This is a genomic window from Streptomyces sp. NPDC102278 (assembly GCF_044766345.1).
GTDB lineage: Bacteria > Actinomycetota > Actinomycetes > Streptomycetales > Streptomycetaceae > Streptomyces.
On sequence record NZ_JBIWLV010000006.1, the window covers coordinates 338,688 to 357,816 of the forward strand.

Consider the following 19,129-nt stretch of genomic DNA (forward strand, 5'->3'; position numbering starts at 1 on the left):
CTCCCGGAGGGGATGGGGGGCCCGGCGGTGGTGGGGGTGCCGGAGCCCGGGAGAGAGGCGGTCGGAGGCACGACGGGCGCGAGCCCGTTCGTCGTGCCCCTGACAAGCCTCGTGAGAGATGCTTTCGGGAGTGTCCTGGTGTCAGATTCCCGCGACAAGGGCGTCTTTCAGCCTTCGCTCGCCCGCCGCGACCTCGAACGGCAGCGTGTTCCCGGGTGGCGGGAACGGGCAGATGAAGTGATCCGCGAACGCGCAGGGCGGCAGCAGGGCCCGGTTGAAGTCCACGGTGATCGAGCCGTCCGCGGCGGGGACGCCGGGCTTCAGGAAACGGAACCGGTAGCTGGAGACCCCGCCGGTGGCATCGCCGAAGACGGCCCACAGGCTCCCGTCCTCCTCGTCCACGGCCACCTGGAGGGTGTGTTCCACGCCCTCGCGGTCGAAGACCAGTTCCCCGCCCAGGCCGAGCCCTCGGGCCCGCCCGTCCGCGTTCTCGACCTGGACGGTCCGGTCCCGGTCGTACGGTCGAAAGCGCCCCGGGAGCGCGAGTTCCGGGTCGTACGGGCCGGCCTCGATGCCGGCGAAGTCCCGCCGGGCCCCGGAGGCCGGGTCGAAGACGCGCACCGCCCACTCCCCCTCCCGCCGGATCACCACGATCCGGAGGTCGCCCGCGGAGATCCGGGAGTGCGAGGGCGGCGCCTCGTCGGCCGCGAGGACGGCCTCCCCGGTGAAGGGCGCGCCGTCGAGCCACAGCGCGTCCTCGGGTTCGGCGCGCAGGGCGGCCCCGTCGTCGGTGGCGCGCCATTCCCCGGGAACGGCCGGAATTCGACCTTCCGGGTAGTCGGCGAGCCAGTGGGTACCGGTCAGCGCGAGCGGCCCGTGGGGGGCCGACACGGTGGCCACCCGGTGCTCGTGCCACTGCCGCCAGGCGGCCTCGGCGTCGGTGTCGTCGTCATGGTTCATGCCGCTCAACCCTTCCACGCCGGTACGGACGGGAACCACGGGATACCCCGTCCGGACCTGGGAAATATCTGAGGCCGTCTCAGCAGCCGTCGCAGGGGCAGCAGCAGCACCCGTCACCGCAACTGTCACAGCAGTCGCATCCATCGCAGCCGTCGCACCACGGATCCCGCCGCTGCCGGGACCACGGCCCCTCGTGTTCCGTGCAGCAGAGTTGGCAGGTGCAGAAGAGCCCGACGGCCACCGCGCAGCCCGCGAGCAGCCCGCGGCGCGGTCGCTGCGGCGGCAGCCCACCGCCGCCGCCCGGCCCACCCGGGCCGCCCGGACCCATCGGCGGCGGCGTCCCGGGCCCCCCGGGGGCGTACGGGGCGCCCGGCGCGTACGGGTTCCCCCCGCCGTACGGGTGCCCCGCGCCCGGGGCGTCGTAGCCCTGCGGCGGCCCGAAGCCCGCGCCGGAGTTCACGGCGGCGTGGTCGCCCGCGTGACCGCAGGCGGTCGTGCCGAAGGCCCGGTCGACCGAGGTGCGCAGTTCGTGCACCAGCAGCCGGTGGGCGAGCCCCGCGTCCGCGAACTCCACCTCGCGCAGCGCCAGCCGGATGCCGCGCAGCGCGTCGTCGCAGAGCCTGCGCGCCTCGGTGAGCGAGGTGCCGGTGGCGGTGAGCGGGTTCCAGGCGCCGGCCGCGGCGTCGGCCCGCTGGTCCTCCACGGCGTCCAGCAGGTGCGCCAACCGGCCGAAGTACCGGCCGGCCTCGGCGAGCGGGGCGGTGTTGCCTGGCCGTCCCGCGAGGACCGCGGTATGCGCGAAGGCGGCCGCGGTCGCCGTCTCCGTCGGCTCGGTCACCACCAGCACGGATGTGCCGATCCCGGCGAGCACCTCGATGCCGCCCTGCCGGTCCACGGCGTCGACGAGCACGGCCGTGTCGAAGCCGAGCGAGGCCCCGGTGCGGGCGCCGGCCCGGTCCCAACCCCGGGCCACCTTGCGCGCGGCGGCGGCGATCGGCGCCCGCGCCAACAGCCCGTCCCGGTCGGCCACGTGGTCGCGCACCTTCGCGGAGGCCAGCACGAGCGAGACGGCGGCCGCGAGGCGCGCGCCCTCCCCCTTGGCGACGGCGGCGGTGCGCATGCCGCGCAGCGGGCAGGGGCCGGCGGTGCGCCGCGCGCTCGGGTCCGGGCCGGACTGAGCCTCCGTCAGGACGGAGACCAGCAGCCCGTCGTAGTTGGTCACGATCCTGGCGAACTGTCCGTGGTCACCGCGAAGTGCCAGGCAGAGACCGCAGAGATGGGCCATCCACTCGGTCTTGAAACGCTCTCCCAGCCGGTGCGTGCAAGGTCTGACGATGCCGAACAATCTGCTTCCCCCGTGTGTCATACGCGTGCTTACCGGGCATGGTAGCGAGCCCTCGCGGCCACCCGTACGCACCAGCGCACCACCCGAAAGGAGGTGGCAGTCGTATTTTCACTCAGTCAGCAGCGGTAGGCCGTCGCGCACCTTAGTCGTGCAACGAATGTTCTGCACCAGTACCGTCACGAAAAGCCGGCGCGGCGGCTATCCACTTGGCGCGTTGTCAGCATCATGGACGACCATAGGGGCAGCGGAGAGAAGACAACTGACCGCGGTGAGAGGAGGCGTCCATGGGTTCGGTGCGCAAGGCGAGTGCCTGGTTGGGTCTCGTGGAAGACAGCGACGACGAGCGGTACTACGACGACGACTACGCGGAGGCGGTGGAGCGCCAGCAGGGCGGCTCCGTCTCGGGCCCCGGCGACCAGTGGGTCACCGACCCCCGGGTCAAGGTGGCCTCGGAGTCCGCGGTCGAGCAGGGTCGGCGGATCGCGACCGTGACGCCCGACGGCTTCCGTGACGCCCGCGGCATCGGCGAGCTGTTCCGCGAGGGCGTCCCGGTCATCGTGAACCTGTCGTCGATGGACCCGGGCGACGCGAAGCGCGTGGTCGACTTCGCGGCCGGCCTGACCTTCGGACTGCGCGGGTCGATCGAGCGGGTGGCGACCAGGGTCTTCCTGCTGACCCCGGCCGACACCCAGATCGTCAGCGGCGAGCCCGGTGGGCGCTCGCGCGACTTCTTCAACCAGAGCTGAGCAGGGCCCTCACCGGAAGGCGTCGAGCCCGGTGAGTGCCTTGCCCAGCACCAATTGGTGCATCTCGACGGTGCCCTCGTAGGTGAGGACCGATTCGAGGTTGGTGGCGTGCCGCATCACGGGATATTCCAGGGAGATCCCGTTCGCGCCGAGGATGGTCCGCGCGGTGCGGCAGATGTCGATGGCCTCGCGGACGTTGTTGAGCTTGCCGAAGCTGATCTGCTCCGGCCGCAGGGTCCCCGCGTCCATGCGGCGGCCCAGGTGGTGGGCGAGCAGGATCCCCTTGTGCAGTTCCAGTGCCATGTCGGCGAGCTTGGCCTGGGTGAGCTGGAAGCCGCCGATCGGCCTGCCGAACTGCTCCCGCGTCTTCGCGTAGCCGAGCGCCGATTCGAAGCAGGCGCGCGCCGCTCCCATGGAGCCCCAGACGATCCCGTACCGCGCGTGGCTGAGACAGCCCAGCGGCCCCTTGAGCCCGGTGACGCCCGGAAGCACCGCGTCCGCGGGCAGGCGTACGTCGTCCATCACCAGCTCGCTGGTCACCGAGGCGCGCAGGGACCACTTGTGCTTGATCTCGGGCGCGGAGAACCCGGCGCTGTCGGTGGGCACGGCGAAGCCGCGGACGCCCTCGTCGGTCTGGGCCCACACCACGGCGACGGCGGCCACCGAGCCGTTGGTGATCCACATCTTGCGGCCGTTCAGCACCCAGTCGGTGCCGTCGCGCTTGGCGTACGTGCGCATCGCCGCGGGATCCGAGCCGACGTCGGGTTCGGTCAGACCGAAGCAACCGATCAGCTCGCCGGCGGCCATGCCGGGCAGCCAGCGCTGCTTCTGCTCCTCGGAGCCGTGCTTCCAGATCGCGTACATGGCCAGCGAACCCTGTACGGAGACCAGCGAGCGGATGCCGGAGTCGGCGGCTTCCAGCTCCAGGCAGGCCAGGCCGTACTGCACGGCGGAGGCCCCCGCGCACCCGTATCCGGTCAGCGACATCCCGAGCGCGCCGATCGAGCCGAGTTCCCGGGCCAGTTCCCGGATCCCCGGCAACTCGCCGTTCTCGTACCACTCGGCGATGTGCGGCAGCACCCGGTCGGCGGCCCAGTCCCGGACGGTGTCGCGGACCGCGAGGTCCTCGGGGCTGAGCAGCTCGTCGAGCCCGAGCGGATCGGTGGGTACGAAGGACACGTGGCCTCCCGGCGGCCTGAGGGGCGGAAACCTGGCGGTGTCAGTGTGTCCGCGACCCCGCCCCCGGTCCACCCCCCACCTGCGGGGGTCCGGTCGGGAGCGGGACGTCAGGCCGAGCGGGCGGCCGGATCGCACTCCGCGTGCGCCTGGCCGGGGATCCGCGCGGCGGGCTCGCCGGCGGGGGCCGTGACGCTCGCCTGGGCGGGCAGCCGCAGGGGCTCCGCGGTGTCCGGGTCCGCGGCGCAGTCCATCGCGCGCGGCAGTTTCAGTGCCATGACCGCGCCCGCGAACAGTAGCGCGGCGCTGACCACCAGCGTCACGTGCAGTCCGTGGACGAACGAGTGCCGGGCCGCGGCGTACAGCGAGGCCCCGGCCGGCCCGCCGAGGTGCGCCGCGATCTGGTAGGCCTCGCCCAACGAGTTGGCCGCGCCGGCGGAGTCGGCCGCCGAGACCCCGGGCACGTGCGCGAGCCCCGGCGCGTAGGCGGCGTTCATGACGCTGCCCAGCAGCGCGATGCCCATGCCCGCGCCGAGCTGGTACGAGGTCTCGCCGATGGAGGCCGCGCCGCCGGCGGTGGCCGCAGGGGCCTCGCTCAGCATCGACTCGTAGGCGGCGAACAGGGTGGTCTGGAGGCCGAAGCCGAGCAGGATGAATCCGACGGTGAGCAGGACGGGCCGGTCCTGCTGTCCCATCAGCGTCAGCAGGAGCACGGCGCAGGCGGTGAGCAGGAAGCCCAGCGAGACCATCGTGCGCGGGCCGACCCGTTGCAGGGTGTACGAGCCGGTGGCGCCCGCGGCCATCGCGGCGAAGGTCAGCGGCAGCAGTCGCAGGCCGGTCTCCAGCGGGCTCAGGCGCAGCACGAGCTGGAGGTACTGGACCGCGATCAGTTCCAGGCCGACCAGGGCCAGCATGGCGAGCACGATGCAGCCGACGGAGGTGGTGAAGGCGGCGCGGGAGAACAGCCGCATGTCGATCAGCGGGTGGGTGCGTCGGCGCTGCCGGCGCACGAAGAGGATCAGCAGCGCCACGCCGAGGAGCAGCGGGAGCAGTGCCTCGGGGTCGGCGAGCTGCCGTTCGGCGCCGAGCCGCTTGACCCCGAGGACCGCGCCGAGCACGCCGCCGGCGGCCATCAGCGCCCCGAGCACGTCCCAGGGGCCCTGGGAGGAGCCCTTGGACTCGGGCAGCAGCCACCGGCCGAGCGGCAGGATCAGCGCCATCAGCGGAATGTTGATCAGGAAGACGGAACCCCACCAGTAGTGCTGGACGAGGAATCCACCGAGGACGGGGCCACTGGCCGCGCCGATCGCGGCGACGGCGGTCCAGATGCCGATGGCCAGGGCCCGCTCGCGCCGGTCGGGGAAGACCTGGCGCAGGATCGACAGGGTGGCCGGCATGATCATCGCGCCGCCGATGCCGAGCAGGGCGCGGGCGGCGATGAGGACCTGGGCGTTGTCGGCGAGGGCGGCGATCGCGGAGGCGATGCCGAAGAGCCCGTAGCCGAGGAGCAGGATCCGACGGCGGCCGACCCGGTCCCCGAGGGTGCCGAAAAGGATCAGCAGTGCGGCGCAGACCAGCGGGTAGGCGTCGACGATCCAGAGGAGCTCGACCGAGCCGGGGCGCAGGTCCTCGGTGACGGCCGGCACGGCGACGTGCAGGATCGTCGCGTCGAGGGCGACGAGCACGAGGCTGACACAGAGGACGGCGAGGACGACCCAACGGTTCGCCCCGCCGGAGGCGGCGCTGATTCGCTGCCAGGGGGAAGGGTTCCGGTCGCCGGTCACGTTCGTCCCCGACATGCATGTACCTCCCAGGTGATCCCTCGCACTCGGCGGACCGGCGTCGTGTGGAGCCACGGGGGTGGTGCGGGGGTGCGGCGTCCTGCGGGGTCCGGCATCGACACGCGAGTGAACGGTCAGCGTACGCGAGTTCGTTTGACCCACACGTGGTCAAGCTCTCATCCCGGCGGCGGCCGTCGTGTGGTGTGTGCCACTCGCCCCGCCCCCCCTCCCCTCCCCCGTGTACACGCCTGCTCACGGCCCGTGGTCGTGGTCCGGCGCCGGGTGGGCCGGCGTCGATAATCATGTCCGTGAAGGATCTTGGATTTCGTCGGGTCGCGCCCGCCCTGGCGGCTTTCGCGGCGGTCAGGCTGCTCGGGCTGACCGTGCTCGCGCTGTGGGGGGCGGCGGTCGACAGCAGCCCGCACACCCTGCTGTCGGCGCGCTGGGACTCGCTCTGGTACGCCCGGATCGCCGCCGGGGGCTACGGGTACGAGGTGGTCCTGCCGAACGGCGACGTCCATTCCAACCTGGCCTTCTTTCCGCTGCTGCCCTGGCTGGAGCGCCTGGTGGCGACGGTGACCGGCCTCTCGTACGGCTCGGCCGGCCTGGTGGTCTCCGCGGTGGCGGGGCTCGCGGCGGCCTGGGGGATCTTCGCGGTCGCCGACTCGCTGTACGGCCGCCGGGTCGGGGTCTTGGCCGTCGCCGCCTGGGCGGCGCTGCCGGTCGGGATCGTGCAGTCCATGGCGTACAGCGAGTCGTTGTTCACCGCCCTCGCGGCCTGGGCCCTGTACGGGGTCCTGCGCGGCCACTGGCTCACGGCGGGCCTGCTCGCCGCGGCGGCCGGGCTGACCCGCCCGGTCGGCGCCGCCGTGGTCGCGGCGGTGTGGGTGGCGGCGGTACTGGCCCTGCGGCGCGGGGAGCGGTCCTGGCGGATGGCGGCGGGCGTCCTGCTGGCCCCGCTCGGCGCGGCGGCGTACGTGCTGTGGGTCGGGGCGCGCACCGGCGACGGCCTCCTGGGCTACCTCGACGTGCAGGGCGGCTGGGGCAACGGCTTCGACGGGGGCTGGGCGTTCGCCCGCTTCATCGGGGCCCGGCTGGCCTCGCCGGCGTTCCCCGCCGGGATCGCACTGATCGCGGGGGTGGCACTGGTGCTGTGGCTGTACCGACTGTGCGTACGGCAACGCCAGCCCGCGGCCCTGCTCGTCTACTGCGGGCTCGTGGTGGCGCTGGCGCTGTGCGCGTCCGGGTACTTCGGGTCCAAGCCCCGGCTGCTGCTGCCCGCCTTCCCGCTGATGCTGCCGGTGGCTGCGGCGCTGGCCCGGCTGCGGACCGGACGGGCGGTCGCGGCGTTGGCCGCGGTGGCCGCCGCCTCCGCGGTGTACGGGGCGTTCTGGCTCAACGGCTCGGGGCCTCCGTGAGCCCGGCCGGGGCCGGCGGTCACGGAAGGGATCATTCCCCTCCATGCTTGAGTAAAGTAAATGACCTGCGGCGATAAACGACCGGTAAGTGGGTCGATAATCGCCCTGCGGGCGTTTCAATCGACAGTGGAATAACGGGAATTAAGTACCGCGTGAGACCAAGTCCACATCACATGGTCATCACAAAGCCGGCGATTCGACCGGGCCGAGCTTCGACGCGCGGTAACGTCGATTGAGTGCGTACCGACCATATGCTGACCCGTCTCGAGCGGGTCTTCGCCCGGCTCGACCGGGAACCAGAGCGACCGGCTCATCTGCAAACTCCGCGGATGAGCCGGCACCGCGTCGTGCTCCTCGGTTCCACGCTCGCGTTCTATCTCGCGATCGTGGTCGCCGTGTTGACCACGTCCTGGCTCGTCCGGTTGGACTGGCAGATCATGTTCTTCCGGCCCTACGAGCAGTGGCCGCAGCTGCACGCCTTCCTCGACTACCTCGTCGTACTCGGTCAGCGCGGACCCACCGCGGTCATGGTCGCGGCCTGGCTCGGCTGGCGCTCCTGGCGGCAGCACACCCTCCGGCCGCTGATCACCCTCGGCGTGGCGCTGCTCCTGCTGAACGTGACCGTCGGCGCCGTGAAGATCGGTCTCGGCCGGCTCGGCCCGCACTACGCGACCGAGATCGGCTCCGCCGAGCTCTTCGCGGGCGGCGATATATTTCCTTCCGGCCACACCGCCAACGCCGTCGTGACCTGGGGAATCCTGGCCTACCTGGCTTCCACCGTGGTCACCCGGCGGGTGCTGTCCGTGGTGTCCGCGGTCGTCTCGCTGAGCGTCGGCGCCACCACCGTGTACCTCGGCACCCACTGGGTGAGCGACGTACTGCTCGGCTGGACCGCCGGCCTGCTGATCCTGCTGGCGCTGCCCTGGTTCGAGCCGCTGGTCGCCCGGGCCGAGGCGTACGTCTTCGAGCTGCGCGAACTGCTGCGCCGCCGCCTGGAGGAGGGCCGGGTCTCCGAGCCGGTCGCCGCCGCGCTCACCCCGCTGCTCTCCGCGGGCGGCAAGTGGCAGCTGCGGCGGAACGCCGAGTACCCGGCGCCCGTCCCGGCCGCCGCTCCCGCCGACCCGCAGGCGCAGGCCGCCGGCCGGCCCGCCGCCAACGCCCCGTCCGGCCACGGCCCGACCCCCCGGCCGGCCGCGCACCTGACCACCCGCCCGCACGTGATCCGGTCCGAGCGGACCCCGGTCACCCCGGCCGGCAGCCGCCGGCCGCCGCACACCGAGCGCTCCGCCGCCCGGGGTGCGGCGGCACGGCCGATCGCGGGCGGCTAGCCGCCCGCCACCACCTCGCGGGGCGGTACGCACAGCCCCTCCCGCGACATCGCCCCCAGCACGGCGGGCCGGTTCACCGAACCGGCCCGCCGCTGTCGTTCATATGCCCGGTCCGTCAGCATTGCGCCCTGAGGTTCCTCCGTACCGGGTCACGCTTGTGTCACGGATTGTCGACAGTCCTTTGTCCTGGCTTCCTTACCGGGAAGCGGCCTGTAAGGGGCCCGGGGCATTCCTTTCCGGCCCACGACACGCCCGCCGCGAAGTCTGTTTCCCATTCCGCTCCGGAGCCCCCGAATTCCCGCCCGCGGATTGCCGGAGAGCCGCCGAAGGAGTCCGACTGAACCCCCGTCAGCTTCCTTGCGGCCTTCTTCACCGATCGATCGACAAGCTCCCGGGGAGCCCGGATCCGCCCGGTCTGCTCCCCCGGCTCGACGACGTCGAACTCACACCCGATCACCACGATGTGAATCACGCGTACGCCCGGGTTCACCGGCCCGGTGCGCGGCGGACGGCTCCGTCCGTCAGCAGCCCGGGACGGCGAGGTCGCCGCCGAGCTCGACCAGTGCGCAGAGAGAGGTGAGGGAGACCTTCCAGACGCCGTCCTCCAGGACGGCGCCCCCCTTGGTGTCGGAGAGCACCGGGAAGCCGCTGACGAGCAGGTCGTACGTGACCTCGGCCCCGGTGGGCGAGGTGAAGGCGACCTCGGTGACCTCCGAGGACACGGCGGCGGCCCTGGAATCGCCCGCGACGGCGGCGAGCAGCGGCTTGAGCGGGCCGCCGTTCTGGAGGAGCTCGACCTTCCGGTCGACGGAGACCGAGGGGTCGAAGAACGCGGCCCAGTTCTTCTCGATCAGCGCCTTGGCCGCCGACGGGTCCGCGGGGCCTTCCGCCCGGGTCGCCGTCGCGGTCGCGAGGGCCGACGAGGCGCCGGCGGCGCCGTCCGCGCTCGCCCCGGCGGAGCAGGCGGTGGCGGGTACCAGGAGGAGCGTCGCTGCCGCCGCCCAGGCGACGGCGCGGGGGTGTCCGTGTCCGCTCATGCCTCCAGGGTCGGCGCGTTCCCGGCCGCCCGCAAGAAATGCCCCCGGCGCCGTCAGCGCGGTCCGGGCGGCGGGCCCGGGGGCCTGCCCGGCGGGGGTGCGCCCACCGTCGCAGCCGCCCCGGCCGGCGGGGCCTGCGGTTTCGCGGTGGCGCCGGGCGGCGCGGGGAGCGGCGCCGGGCGCGCCGGTTCCGGGGCGGGGAGGGTCAGCCGCGTGCCGACCACCAGCGCCGCCGGCGTCGGACCGATGAGGGCCCGGTTCGCCTCGTACAGCGCCTGCCAGCCGCCCCGCACCCGGCGCTCGCGGGCGATCGAGTGCAGCGACTCCCCGGCCCGCACCACGTGCATCCGCCCGGCCAGCCCGTACCGCTTCGCGCACACCGGCCAGGCCTCCCACCCCTGGGTGCCCAGCACGTTCTCGGCGACCCGGATCTGCTGCTCCCTGCTCGCCAGGTCGGCCCGTGGCGCGAACAGCAACCCCCCGTGCTCCTCCCAGGTCGGCTGCCGGAACTGGAGCCCGCCGTAGAACCCGTTGCCCGTGTTGACCGCCCACCGTCCGCTGCTCTCGCAGTCGGCCACGCAGTCCCAGGGCCACTCTCCTGCCGGGCCGCAGTCCCCCGGACCGTTCCCCACCATCCCGGGGGAGCCGGGACGCGCCGAGCCGGCGGGGCCGGGGGCCGGCGGCGGTGGTGCCGCGGCGGCGTGGGACGGGGGGACGAACGCCAGCGCGGCGAAGACCGCGGTCGCCGGGGCGACCCACCGGATCCGGAGCTTGGGCATCGGGTCACGCTACGGGGCCTGCCGCGGACCTCGCGGACCCGCCACGCGGCCGCCCCCGCCGCCCACCCGGACGGCCGCTCCCCGGTCTCCCGCGAACCGACCGGCCGTGACCGGCCACGACCGGCAACTGAGCACAAAGAGAAAAGAGTTGGCACGAAAGCAAAGGCCCGGGCGGGCCGTTCACCCTCCCGGGTGGCCGGTTCGATTCCGTTCCCTCAAACGGCGTGACCCAGCCCGCCGCTCCTGCGTTGTGCCCGGCGAGCCGGGACCCCCCGGCCCCCGCTCGCCTAGTCCGAGGAGCCACCCCGTGCCGCGCATGCTCGACGTCAGTGATGAGGTACGTGCCGAGATCGGTGACGAAGAAGCCGACAGGCTGCTCGTCGGCGACGACGCGCCGGGCAGTTACGACTGCACCTCCTGCCGCACCCCCGGCAACCCCGAGAGCGACCGCACCAGCACCGTGCTGTTCGTCGGCGAGGAGACCGCGGTCCTCGCCTTCGCCCACGCCACCTGCATCCCCTCCCAGGTGGTCTCCGTCCCCGAGGCCCAGCTCCAGGGCGCCGTCGCCAGCATCACCGGCGACGGTCCGGCGGCCGCCCCCTCCCCGGTCGCCCCCGGCGCCCCCCAGTCCGTGCCCGGCGGTCAGGCCGTCCTCGGCATCACCAGCGGGCTGGTCCTGATCGACAACGAGCTGCACCCCGCGCTCGTCGTCGAGCCGACCGCCCCCATCGCCCGCCCCGGTACCACCGGCCCCGGCGACGACTTCCTTCCGCTCCTCATCGAACAGGGCTTCATCCCGGTCACCGACACCAAGCAGCTCCCCTCACCGCTGGCCGGCTGGTCGGTCCTCCTCGCCGCGGGGCAGCTGCACGCCGTGCTCCAGCCCGGCCCGGCCGGCGGCAGTCCGATCCACTGGTGGCAGGCGCACCAGGCACTGTCCGTGACCGACGGCTGGCGTGCCGCCGTCAACAAGACCCAGCGCGTGCTCATCTACGCGGCCCCGGTCGGCTCCATCGGCCAGCAGCCCCGCGAGGACCTGCTCCGCGACGCCCTCGACAAGGCCGCCGCCAACGGCCAACTGGTGGCCGCCTCGATGCCCCTGGCCGGCACTCCGGGCGCCTGATTCCCGCGCCCTTCCCGCTCGTCCCCTCCTCCCCGCCGAAACGGTCACCCACCCCCGTCGAAGGGGTCGGACCGCATGCGCCGGGGGTGCGCGGTCCGTCCCGCGCACCCCCGGCGATCTGCGTTTTCCTCCCCGCTCACCCCGCATCCGCAGGGCCCCGGGTTCGTTGGCTGATACGTGCATTCACACGACGTCTCCCGCGCCCCGTCCCATCCGATCACCGTCCCCCCGATGCGCCCCTCCCGGGATCGGGACATCGCCCCGGTCGCCTCGCACACCCCGATCTACGACACGCTGTACTCGGAGTACCTGCGCGCCTTCCGGGCCCTGCCGGGCGACCGTACGGGCGAGGAGGACCTGGGCTTCACGGCCTTCTCGTACGGTGGCGGTCACGGCGGATTCGCGGGAAGCGGCTCGTACGCGGCGGCCTGGAGCACGCCCTCCTGGCAGCAGACGGACCCCTGGCAGCCCGCCCCGTACGCCCCGGCCTCGCTGCCCGCCCCGGCCTCGCTCCCCGCTCCGTACACGCCGGCCCCGCTGCCCTCGTACGCGCACTCCGCGGGTTCCGGTCACGGATACGCCAACGGGCGCCAGCACCAGACCGGGATGCAACACGTCCCGGCGGCCCTGCCGCCCGCTCCCCGCCGGGGCTACTGACCCCGGCGGCACATCTGCGCGTACGCCTACTTCTTCTTCTTGTACTGCGCGCCGCGCTTCTCGCGCACCCGTACCGAAATGTGGATCGGGGTGCCCTCGAAACCGAACTCCTCGCGCAGCCGACGCTCGATGAAGCGGCGGTAGCCGTGCTCCAGGAAGCCGGAGGCGAAGAGGACGAAGCGCGGCGGCTTGCTTCCCGCCTGGGTCCCGAACAGGATGCGGGGCTGCTTGCCGCCGCGGATCGGGTGCGGGTGGGCGGCGACGACCTCGCCGAGGAAGGCGTTCAGCCGACCGGTGGGGATGCGCGTCTCCCAGCCCGCCAGCGCGGCCTCGATCGCCGGGACCAGCTTCTCCATGTGGCGGCCGGTGAGCGCCGAGACGTTGACACGGGGCGCCCAGGCGACCTGCTGCATCTCCGTCTCGATCTCGCGCTCCAGGTAGTAGCGGCGCTCCTCGTCGAGTTCGTCCCACTTGTTGTACGCGATCACGACCGCGCGGCCCGCCTCGACGGCCATGGTGATGATGCGCTGGTCCTGGACGCTGATGGTCTCGGTCGAGTCGATCAGGATGACCGCGACCTCCGCCTTCTCCACGGCGGCGGCCGTGCGCAGCGAGGCGTAGTAGTCGGCGCCCTGCTGGAGGTGGACCTTCTTGCGGATGCCCGCGGTGTCCACGAACTTCCAGACGACTCCGCCGAGTTGGATCAGTTCGTCGACCGGGTCGCGGGTGGTGCCGGCCAGTTCGTTGACGACGACCCGGTCCTCCTTCGCGACCTTGTTCAGGAGCGAGGACTTGCCGACGTTGGGGCGGCCGATCAGCGCGATGCGGCGGGGGCCGCCGATCGCGGTGCCGAAGGTCTGCGCGGGCGCCTCTGGGAGGGCCTCCAGTACGGCGTCGAGCATGTCGCCGGTGCCGCGGCCGTGCAGGGAGGAGACCGGGTGCGGCAGGCCGAGGCCCAGCGACCACAGGGACGCCGCGTCGGACTCGCCGCTCTGGCCGTCGACCTTGTTGGCGCAGAGCACGACGGGCTTGCCGGCCCGGCGCAGCAGCCGGACGACGGCCTCGTCGGTGTCGGTGGCGCCGACCTTGGCGTCCACGACGAAGACGACCGCGTCGGCGCTCTCGATGGCGTACTCGGCCTGGGCGGCGACGGCGGCGTCGATGCCGAGGACGTCCTGCTCCCAGCCGCCGGTGTCGACGACCTTGAAGCGACGGCCGGCCCATTCGGCCTCGTAGGTGACGCGGTCGCGGGTGACACCCGGCTTGTCCTCGACGACGGCCTCGCGGCGGCCGATGATGCGGTTCACCAGGGTCGACTTGCCGACGTTCGGCCGGCCGACGACGGCGAGGACGGGCAGCGGGCCGTGGCCCGCCTCCTCCAGGGCGCCTTCGACGTCCTCGACGTCGAAGCCTTCTTCCGCGGCGAGCTCCATGAACTCCGCGTACTCGGCGTCGCCAAGTGCTCCGTGGTCGTGCTGGTCGTTCATGAAGTCCGTTCCTCGTCGTTCGTGGTGATCGGTGGTACCCGCGCGGCGCGGTTCCACTACTGGGTCAAGTCTCGCTCAGCGCCCGGTGAGGCGCTTGGCGTCGGCCAGGTGGGCGGTCAGCCGGTCCTGGATGCGTACGGTGGCCTCGTCCAAGGCGGTGCGCGTGCGGCGGCCCGTGCCGTCTCCGGCGTCGAAGGCCGAGCCGAAGACCACGTCGACGCGGCTCTTGAGGGCCGGCAGGCCCTTCACGAGCCGGCCGCGGCTCTCGGTGCTGCCGAGCACGGCGACGGGCACGATGGGCGCGCCGCTGCGCACCGCGAAGTAGGCGAGGCCGGCGCGGAGCGAGGCGAAGTCGCCCTCGCCCCGGGTGCCCTCGGGGAAGATCCCCAGGGCCCCGCCGTTGTCGAGCACGCCGAGGGCGCGGCCGATGGCGGCGCGGTCGGCGCCGGCGCGGTCGACCTTGACCTGCCCGATGCCGTCGAGGAACGGGCCGAGGGGACCCACGTACGCTTCCTTCTTGATCAGGAAGTGCAGCGGTCGCGGCGCGGTCCCCATCACCATGGGCCCGTCTATGTTGTGGGAGTGGTTCACGGCGAGGATGACGGGGCCCTTCGCGGGCACCTTCCAGGCTCCCAGTACGCGCGGCTTCCACAGCCCGTACATCAGCCCGATGCCGATCCTCCGGCCGACCGCCGCACCCTTGAGGGAGGGCGCTCTGCTCACTGGCGACCCGCCCGCTCCCCGGCGTCCTCGGCCGCGCTCTGCCGCTCCGCGACCAGCGTCACCACGCATTCGATGACCTGGTCGAGCGTGAGCTCGGTGGTGTCCACCTCGACCGCGTCGTCGGCCTTGGCCAGCGGGGAGGTCTTCCGCCCGGAATCGGCCGCGTCCCGCTTGATCAGGGCTTCCCTGGTGGCCGCGAGGTCCGCGGCCTCCTTGCCGCGCAGCTCGCCGCTGCGGCGGGCGGCGCGGGCCTCGGCCGAGGCCGTCAGGAAGACCTTGAGGTCGGCGTCGGGCAGGACCGTGGTGCCGATGTCCCGGCCCTCCACGACGATGCCCTCGGCGCTCTCGGCCGCGTCGGCCGCGATCGAGCGTTGGAGTCGGGTGATCAGGGCGCGCACCTCGGGGACGGCGCTGACGGCGCTGACCTTGGAGGTGACGTCCCGGGTGCGGATGGGGCCGGAGGCGTCCAGTCCGTCGACGGTGATGGTGGGCGCGGACGGGTCCGTGCCGGACACGATGGCGGGCTTGTCCGCGGCGAGGGCGATGGCCCGCGGGTCGTCGATGTCGACGCCGTTGGTGATCATCCACCAGGTGATGGCCCGGTACTGGGCACCGGTGTCCAGGTAGCGCAGCCCGAGCTTGGCGGCCACGGCCTTGGAGGTGCTGGACTTGCCCGTGCCGGAGGGACCGTCGATGGCGACGATCACGGCGGACGGAGCTGCGGTTTCCACGGTGCGGACACCTTCCTGGTTGCGCGTACGTGTCCGGGCGCGCCAATAGCGCCCCTCCCCAGGTTACCGGGCCCTGGCCGCTCCCCGTCCCGCCCGGGCGGGACGGGGCTCCGCGGGCGGCCGGCGCGGGGCGGTGACCGGTGTGGGGCGGGGCCGCGGCCGGGTGCCGGGGCGGCGCCGGCGGCGGCCCGGCGGGGCTACTGCTGGCGGAGCGCCCAGCCGCGTCCGCGCAGTTCGGCCTCCAGCGGCGCCACCGCGCGGGGCTCCACCATCAGCTGCACGAGTCCCGCCTGTTGACCCGTCGCGTGCTCGATCCGCACGTCCTCGATGTTCACCCCGGCCCGGCCGGCGTCGGCGAAGATCCGCGCCAGCTCGCCCGGCTTGTCGCTGATGAACACCCCGACCGTCTCGTACGCCATGGGCGCCGCGCCGTGCTTGCCCGGGACCCGGACCCGGCCCGCGTTGCCCCGCCGCAGCACGTCCTCGATCCCGGCGGCCCCGCCCCGGCGCTTGGCCTCGTCGGCCGACTGGAGCCCGCGCAGGGCCTCGACCGTCTCCTCCAGGTCGGCGGCGATCCCGGAGAGGACGTCGGCCACCGGCCCCGGGTTCGCGGAGAGGATCTCCACCCACATCCGCGGGTCGGACGCCGCGATCCGCGTCACGTCCCGGATGCCCTGCCCGCACAGTCGGACCGCCGTCTCGTCGGCCTCCTCCAGCCGGGCGGCCACCATGCTCGACACCAGTTGCGGGGTGTGCGAGACGAGGGCCACCGCACGGTCGTGGGCGTCGGCGTCCATCACCACCGGGACGGCCCGGCACAGCGCCACGAGTTCCAGCGCGAGGTTCAACACCTCGTGGTCGGTGTCCCGGGTCGGCGTCAGCACCCACGGGCGGCCCTCGAACAGGTCGGCCGTGGCGGCGAGCGGCCCGGACCGCTCCTTGCCGGCCATCGGGTGCGTGCCGATGTAGGCGCTCGCGTCCACACCCATCGCCGTGAGTTCCCGCCGCGGGCCGCCCTTGACGCTGGCCACGTCCACGTAGGCGCGGGCGAGGTCCCGGCCGATCGCGTCGGCGAGCGCGGTGGCGACGTGGGCGGGCGGGACGGCCACGATCGCCAGGTCCACCTTGTTCTCCGGGGCCTCGTCCGTGCCGCCGCCCAGGGAGGCGGCCGTACGCGCCTGCGCCGGGTCGTGGTCGACGAGGTGCACGGTGATGCCGCGGGCGGTCAGGGCGAGCGCCGCGGAGGTGCCGATCAGTCCGGTTCCGATGACGACGGCGGTTCTCACGAGCTGCTCCAGGGTGATCGCGTGACGGCGGGCCTGACTCAGGGTAGCCGGCGCGCGCGGCGCGAGGGCCCGGCGGCCGACCCGTGGGACGACCGCCGGGCCCTCGCGCGATGATCTGGTGCTGTGGCCGGACCAGGCCGTCTCTTTCGGATCTTGCCGGTCGGGGGCGCGGTGTCCGGTGCCGTGCCTGGCAAGGCGGAGGGGCACCCGTGTACTGGACGTACTCGGGTGCCCCGACAACGCCGCCAGGGGCGGCACCGGACACCGCGGCCCCGGCAAGATCCGAAAGAGACGGCCTAGAGCTTCTGCTGCCTGATGATGTCCTCCAGCGACCCGGAGGGCAGCGATCCGTCGGGGGTCAGCTTGTCCACGGCCTGCGGGAGCGACTGCGCGATCTGGTCCGCGGCGTGCTCGGGGCTGACGCCCGCCTGGTCGGCCACCTTCTGGAGGGTCTCGTTCGGCAGCGCGTCGGCGATCTGCGCGCCGGTGACGGCCTTGTTCTCGCCGGTGCCGACCCACGACTGGGCCTGGTCGACGAGTCCGGACTTGGTGAGCATGTCCAGCAGCCCACCGAGCGGGTTGCCGCCGCCGCCTCCGGCCGCCTGGGCTCCGGCGCCACCGCCGGTGAGCGCGCCGAGCAGGGCGCCGAGGATGTTGCCGCCGGCGCCACCCGCCTGGCCGCCGCCGCTGCCGCCGCCGCCGCCGCCGAGGAGCGAGCCCAGGAGAGAGCCGAGGTCGTTACCCGCCATGGTCGTGCCTTTCGGAGAGGGACCGGTCCGCGCTCGTACGGCGCCTCCGGCTTCGAGACAGGGACAATCTCACCCGGAACATCCCGTGGCGCCACTTGGCGCACGGTCACCGAAGCCGCCCCCGCGGCGCCTGCGGTAGAACGATCGGCATGATCTTCCACATCGTCGCGCTCACCGACTGGACGGCCGCGCCCTCGCTCCCGTATGCCCCCGCCTCGCTCGATTCCGAGGGTTTCGTGCACTGTTCGGCGGACCGCGCGACGGCTCTTGCGATCACCGAGGCCCACTACCGGGACACCCCCGGCACCCTGCTGACCGTGGAGCTGGACGAGGCGGCCCTGACCGCCGAGGTCCGCCGGGAGGGTGAATCCGGCGGCCTCTACCCCCATGTCCACGGCCCGTTGAACCGGGATGCGGTGGTACGCGTGTGGGAGGTGGTGCGTACACCCGGCACTCCTGCCACATGGGAACCGTGGCAGTCGGGCGACCGACACGCGCCGCACGGCAGCGAAGAACCTGGCGCGGCGGACTTCTCCTGAAGCCCGCCGCAGGCCAGGATGCTGCTCGCCCAGCCTGGCCACACAGCGAGGAGACAGTCATGAGCGACCCCACACGGACCGCCCGGCGCACCGTTCTGGCGGCGGGGGCGGTGGCCCTCACGGGCGGCGCCCTCGCGGCGTGCGGCTCGTCCTCCGAGAAGCCCGCGAGCGAGGTGGGTACCGGGTCGACCCCACAGGCCGCCGGGTCCTCGCCCGCCGGGTCCTCGGCCGGGGGCGCCGCGCTGGTGAAGTCCTCGGCCGTGCCGGTCGGCGGCGGCACCGTCCTCAAGGAGGAGAAACTCGTGGTGACCCAGCCGACGGCCGGGTCCTTCCGCTGCTTCACCGCCGTCTGTCCCCACCAGGGGTGCCTGGTCAACAAGGTCGAGAACGGCAGCATCGACTGCCCCTGCCACGGCAGCAAGTTCGAGATCACGGACGGCGCCGTGACCAAGGGTCCGGCCACCCGCGGGCTCGCCGAGAAGAAGATCGTCGTGTCCCCGGGCGGCGAAATCTCCCTCGCGTAGCGCGGGAGCGTCCGCCTACCCTCCGGGGATGAACGACCTCACCCTGGTCCGGGACCACACGATCTACTCCTGCGTGATGGGCTCCCGCGCGTTCGGGCTGGCGACGGAGGCGAGCGACACCGACGTGCGCGGTGTCTACCTCGCCCCCACCCCGCTGTTCTGGCGCTTCGAGAAGCCCCCGACGCACGTGGACGGGCCGCGGGACGAGGAGTTCTCCTGGGAGCTGGAACGCTTCTGCGAACTGGCCCTGCGGGCCAACCCGAACATCCTGGAGTGCCTGCACTCCCCGCTGGTGGAGCGGGTCACCCCGGTCGGCGAGGAACTCCTCTCCCTGCGGGGGGCCTTCCTCTCCCGCCGGGCCCACGTCACGTTCACCCGCTACGCGACCGGCCAGCACGGCAAGCTCCTCGCGGACGTCCGCAACCACGGGGCGCCGCGCTGGAAGCACGCCATGCACCTGCTGCGCCTGCTCCGGTCCTGTCGCGACCTGCTGCGCACGGGCCGCCTGGAGATCGACGCCGGTTCCGACCGGGAGCGCTTCCTGGCGGTGCGGCGCGGTGAGCTGGGCTGGGCGGAGGTGGACTCCTGGATGGCCCGCCTGACCGGGGAGGCGGAGGCGGCCCTCGCCGGCAGTCCCCTGCCGGCGGGGCCGGACCACGCCCGTGTGGAGGACTTCCTGGCCCGCGCCCGCCGGCGTTCGGCGACCGCGCCCCACTGAGGCCGACCGGGGTCGGTACGGG

Annotated in this window: 18 protein-coding genes and 1 pseudogene; 8 read left to right on the plus strand and 11 right to left on the minus strand. The window is 73.3% G+C overall.

Annotated features, from left to right (window positions below; all coding sequences use genetic code 11):
• Nucleotides 1–141: 141 nt before the first annotated feature.
• Together ACIRO3_RS18380 and ACIRO3_RS18385 are read right to left on the minus strand one after the other, a co-directional pair.
• Entirely contained in the window at nucleotides 142–960 is an 819-nt protein-coding gene (locus tag ACIRO3_RS18380) for a DUF1684 domain-containing protein (protein ID WP_404137701.1), read from the minus strand.
• A 79-nt stretch (nucleotides 961–1,039) separates the two neighbouring features.
• Nucleotides 1,040–2,305, minus strand: coding sequence for a DUF5685 family protein (locus tag ACIRO3_RS18385; protein ID WP_404137703.1), 1,266 nt, complete (start codon nucleotides 2,303–2,305; stop codon nucleotides 1,040–1,042).
• A gap of 284 nt (nucleotides 2,306–2,589) precedes the next feature.
• On the opposite strand from ACIRO3_RS18385, the gene ACIRO3_RS18390 reads away from it, so the two are divergent.
• A complete protein-coding gene (locus tag ACIRO3_RS18390) occupies nucleotides 2,590–3,051 on the plus strand; it encodes a cell division protein SepF (protein WP_361775485.1) in 462 nt (153 codons plus the stop codon).
• Nucleotides 3,052–3,060: 9 nt separating this feature from the next.
• Here ACIRO3_RS18390 and ACIRO3_RS18395 read toward each other — a convergent pair whose 3' ends face one another.
• Together ACIRO3_RS18395 and ACIRO3_RS18400 are read right to left on the minus strand one after the other, a co-directional pair.
• On the minus strand, nucleotides 3,061–4,230 hold the full coding sequence (locus ACIRO3_RS18395; protein WP_404137707.1) for an acyl-CoA dehydrogenase family protein: 1,170 nt from the start codon (nucleotides 4,228–4,230) through the stop codon (nucleotides 3,061–3,063).
• Nucleotides 4,231–4,337: 107 nt separating this feature from the next.
• Nucleotides 4,338–6,026 carry an MFS transporter gene (locus ACIRO3_RS18400; protein WP_404137710.1) on the minus strand — a complete coding sequence of 563 codons (1,689 nt, stop codon included), beginning with the start codon at nucleotides 6,024–6,026 and terminating at the stop codon, nucleotides 4,338–4,340.
• 284 nt (nucleotides 6,027–6,310) lie between these two features.
• Between ACIRO3_RS18400 and ACIRO3_RS18405 the strand changes: the two genes are divergently transcribed.
• Both ACIRO3_RS18405 and ACIRO3_RS18410 read left to right on the plus strand, forming a co-directional pair.
• Nucleotides 6,311–7,426: a glycosyltransferase family 39 protein gene (locus ACIRO3_RS18405; RefSeq protein ID WP_404137713.1), complete on the plus strand. Its 1,116-nt coding sequence runs from the start codon at nucleotides 6,311–6,313 to the stop codon at nucleotides 7,424–7,426.
• Nucleotides 7,427–7,662: 236 nt separating this feature from the next.
• Nucleotides 7,663–8,754, plus strand: coding sequence for a phosphatase PAP2 family protein (locus tag ACIRO3_RS18410; RefSeq protein ID WP_404137716.1), 1,092 nt, complete (start codon nucleotides 7,663–7,665; stop codon nucleotides 8,752–8,754).
• A 521-nt stretch (nucleotides 8,755–9,275) separates the two neighbouring features.
• On the opposite strand, the gene ACIRO3_RS18415 is transcribed toward ACIRO3_RS18410, so the two are convergent.
• The gene (locus ACIRO3_RS18415) at nucleotides 9,276–9,791 is read right to left on the minus strand and encodes a hypothetical protein (RefSeq protein WP_404137718.1); all 516 of its coding nucleotides are present in this window, start codon (nucleotides 9,789–9,791) and stop codon (nucleotides 9,276–9,278) included.
• A 53-nt stretch (nucleotides 9,792–9,844) separates the two neighbouring features.
• Nucleotides 9,845–10,570 carry a transglycosylase family protein gene (locus ACIRO3_RS18420; RefSeq protein ID WP_404137721.1) on the minus strand — a complete coding sequence of 242 codons (726 nt, stop codon included), beginning with the start codon at nucleotides 10,568–10,570 and terminating at the stop codon, nucleotides 9,845–9,847.
• Between the two features lie 316 nt (nucleotides 10,571–10,886).
• Between ACIRO3_RS18420 and ACIRO3_RS18425 the strand changes: the two genes are divergently transcribed.
• Together ACIRO3_RS18425 and ACIRO3_RS18430 are read left to right on the plus strand one after the other, a co-directional pair.
• Nucleotides 10,887–11,693: a hypothetical protein gene (locus tag ACIRO3_RS18425; RefSeq protein WP_361775613.1), complete on the plus strand. Its 807-nt coding sequence runs from the start codon at nucleotides 10,887–10,889 to the stop codon at nucleotides 11,691–11,693.
• A gap of 231 nt (nucleotides 11,694–11,924) precedes the next feature.
• Entirely contained in the window at nucleotides 11,925–12,350 is a 426-nt protein-coding gene (locus tag ACIRO3_RS18430) for a hypothetical protein (RefSeq protein ID WP_404137724.1), read from the plus strand.
• Between the two features lie 26 nt (nucleotides 12,351–12,376).
• Here ACIRO3_RS18430 and der read toward each other — a convergent pair whose 3' ends face one another.
• The 5 genes and pseudogenes from der to ACIRO3_RS18455 all read right to left on the minus strand — a co-directional run.
• Nucleotides 12,377–13,837, minus strand: a complete 1,461-nt coding sequence (gene der / locus ACIRO3_RS18435; protein ID WP_361775509.1) for a ribosome biogenesis GTPase Der — start codon at nucleotides 13,835–13,837, stop codon at nucleotides 12,377–12,379.
• A 75-nt stretch (nucleotides 13,838–13,912) separates the two neighbouring features.
• Nucleotides 13,913–14,500: a lysophospholipid acyltransferase family protein gene (locus ACIRO3_RS18440; protein ID WP_361775616.1), complete on the minus strand. Its 588-nt coding sequence runs from the start codon at nucleotides 14,498–14,500 to the stop codon at nucleotides 13,913–13,915.
• 56 nt (nucleotides 14,501–14,556) lie between these two features.
• Nucleotides 14,557–15,291 (minus strand): (d)CMP kinase, encoded by a 735-nt coding sequence (gene cmk / locus ACIRO3_RS18445; RefSeq protein ID WP_365999439.1) that lies wholly within the window; start codon nucleotides 15,289–15,291, stop codon nucleotides 14,557–14,559.
• A gap of 197 nt (nucleotides 15,292–15,488) precedes the next feature.
• A complete protein-coding gene (locus tag ACIRO3_RS18450; RefSeq protein WP_361775515.1) occupies nucleotides 15,489–16,577 on the minus strand; it encodes a prephenate dehydrogenase in 1,089 nt (362 codons plus the stop codon).
• A gap of 296 nt (nucleotides 16,578–16,873) precedes the next feature.
• A pseudogene (locus tag ACIRO3_RS18455) lies at nucleotides 16,874–17,344 on the minus strand (YidB family protein); the annotation flags it as partial.
• A gap of 131 nt (nucleotides 17,345–17,475) precedes the next feature.
• Between ACIRO3_RS18455 and ACIRO3_RS18460 the strand changes: the two are divergent.
• The 3 genes from ACIRO3_RS18460 to ACIRO3_RS18470 are packed head-to-tail and all read left to right on the plus strand — an operon-like array spanning nucleotide 17,476 to nucleotide 19,107.
• Complete coding sequence (locus tag ACIRO3_RS18460) at nucleotides 17,476–17,865, plus strand: DUF952 domain-containing protein (protein WP_404137727.1); 390 nt, start codon at nucleotides 17,476–17,478, stop codon at nucleotides 17,863–17,865.
• A 59-nt stretch (nucleotides 17,866–17,924) separates the two neighbouring features.
• On the plus strand, nucleotides 17,925–18,389 hold the full coding sequence (locus ACIRO3_RS18465; RefSeq protein WP_361775524.1) for a Rieske 2Fe-2S domain-containing protein: 465 nt from the start codon (nucleotides 17,925–17,927) through the stop codon (nucleotides 18,387–18,389).
• A 28-nt stretch (nucleotides 18,390–18,417) separates the two neighbouring features.
• A complete protein-coding gene (locus tag ACIRO3_RS18470; protein WP_404137730.1) occupies nucleotides 18,418–19,107 on the plus strand; it encodes a DNA polymerase beta superfamily protein in 690 nt (229 codons plus the stop codon).
• Nucleotides 19,108–19,129 lie beyond the last annotated feature (22 nt).

Bases quoted from the DNA above. Each gene is read 5' to 3' on its own strand.
- ACIRO3_RS18390 (WP_361775485.1), top strand. From the start codon at position 2,590: ATGGGTTCGGTGCGCAAGGCGAGTGCCTGGTTGGGTCTCGTGGAAGAC.
- ACIRO3_RS18430 (WP_404137724.1), top strand. From the start codon at position 11,925: ATGCGCCCCTCCCGGGATCGGGACATCGCCCCGGTCGCCTCGCACACC.
- ACIRO3_RS18420 (WP_404137721.1), bottom strand. From the start codon at position 10,570: ATGCCCAAGCTCCGGATCCGGTGGGTCGCCCCGGCGACCGCGGTCTTC.
- ACIRO3_RS18400 (WP_404137710.1), bottom strand. From the start codon at position 6,026: ATGTCGGGGACGAACGTGACCGGCGACCGGAACCCTTCCCCCTGGCAG.
- ACIRO3_RS18405 (WP_404137713.1), top strand. From the start codon at position 6,311: ATGTCCGTGAAGGATCTTGGATTTCGTCGGGTCGCGCCCGCCCTGGCG.
- ACIRO3_RS18425 (WP_361775613.1), top strand. From the start codon at position 10,887: ATGCTCGACGTCAGTGATGAGGTACGTGCCGAGATCGGTGACGAAGAA.
- ACIRO3_RS18440 (WP_361775616.1), bottom strand. From the start codon at position 14,500: ATGTACGGGCTGTGGAAGCCGCGCGTACTGGGAGCCTGGAAGGTGCCC.
- ACIRO3_RS18470 (WP_404137730.1), top strand. From the start codon at position 18,418: ATGAACGACCTCACCCTGGTCCGGGACCACACGATCTACTCCTGCGTG.
- ACIRO3_RS18415 (WP_404137718.1), bottom strand. From the start codon at position 9,791: ATGAGCGGACACGGACACCCCCGCGCCGTCGCCTGGGCGGCGGCAGCG.
- der (WP_361775509.1), bottom strand. From the start codon at position 13,837: ATGAACGACCAGCACGACCACGGAGCACTTGGCGACGCCGAGTACGCG.
- ACIRO3_RS18460 (WP_404137727.1), top strand. From the start codon at position 17,476: ATGATCTTCCACATCGTCGCGCTCACCGACTGGACGGCCGCGCCCTCG.
- ACIRO3_RS18465 (WP_361775524.1), top strand. From the start codon at position 17,925: ATGAGCGACCCCACACGGACCGCCCGGCGCACCGTTCTGGCGGCGGGG.
- ACIRO3_RS18380 (WP_404137701.1), bottom strand. From the start codon at position 960: ATGAACCATGACGACGACACCGACGCCGAGGCCGCCTGGCGGCAGTGG.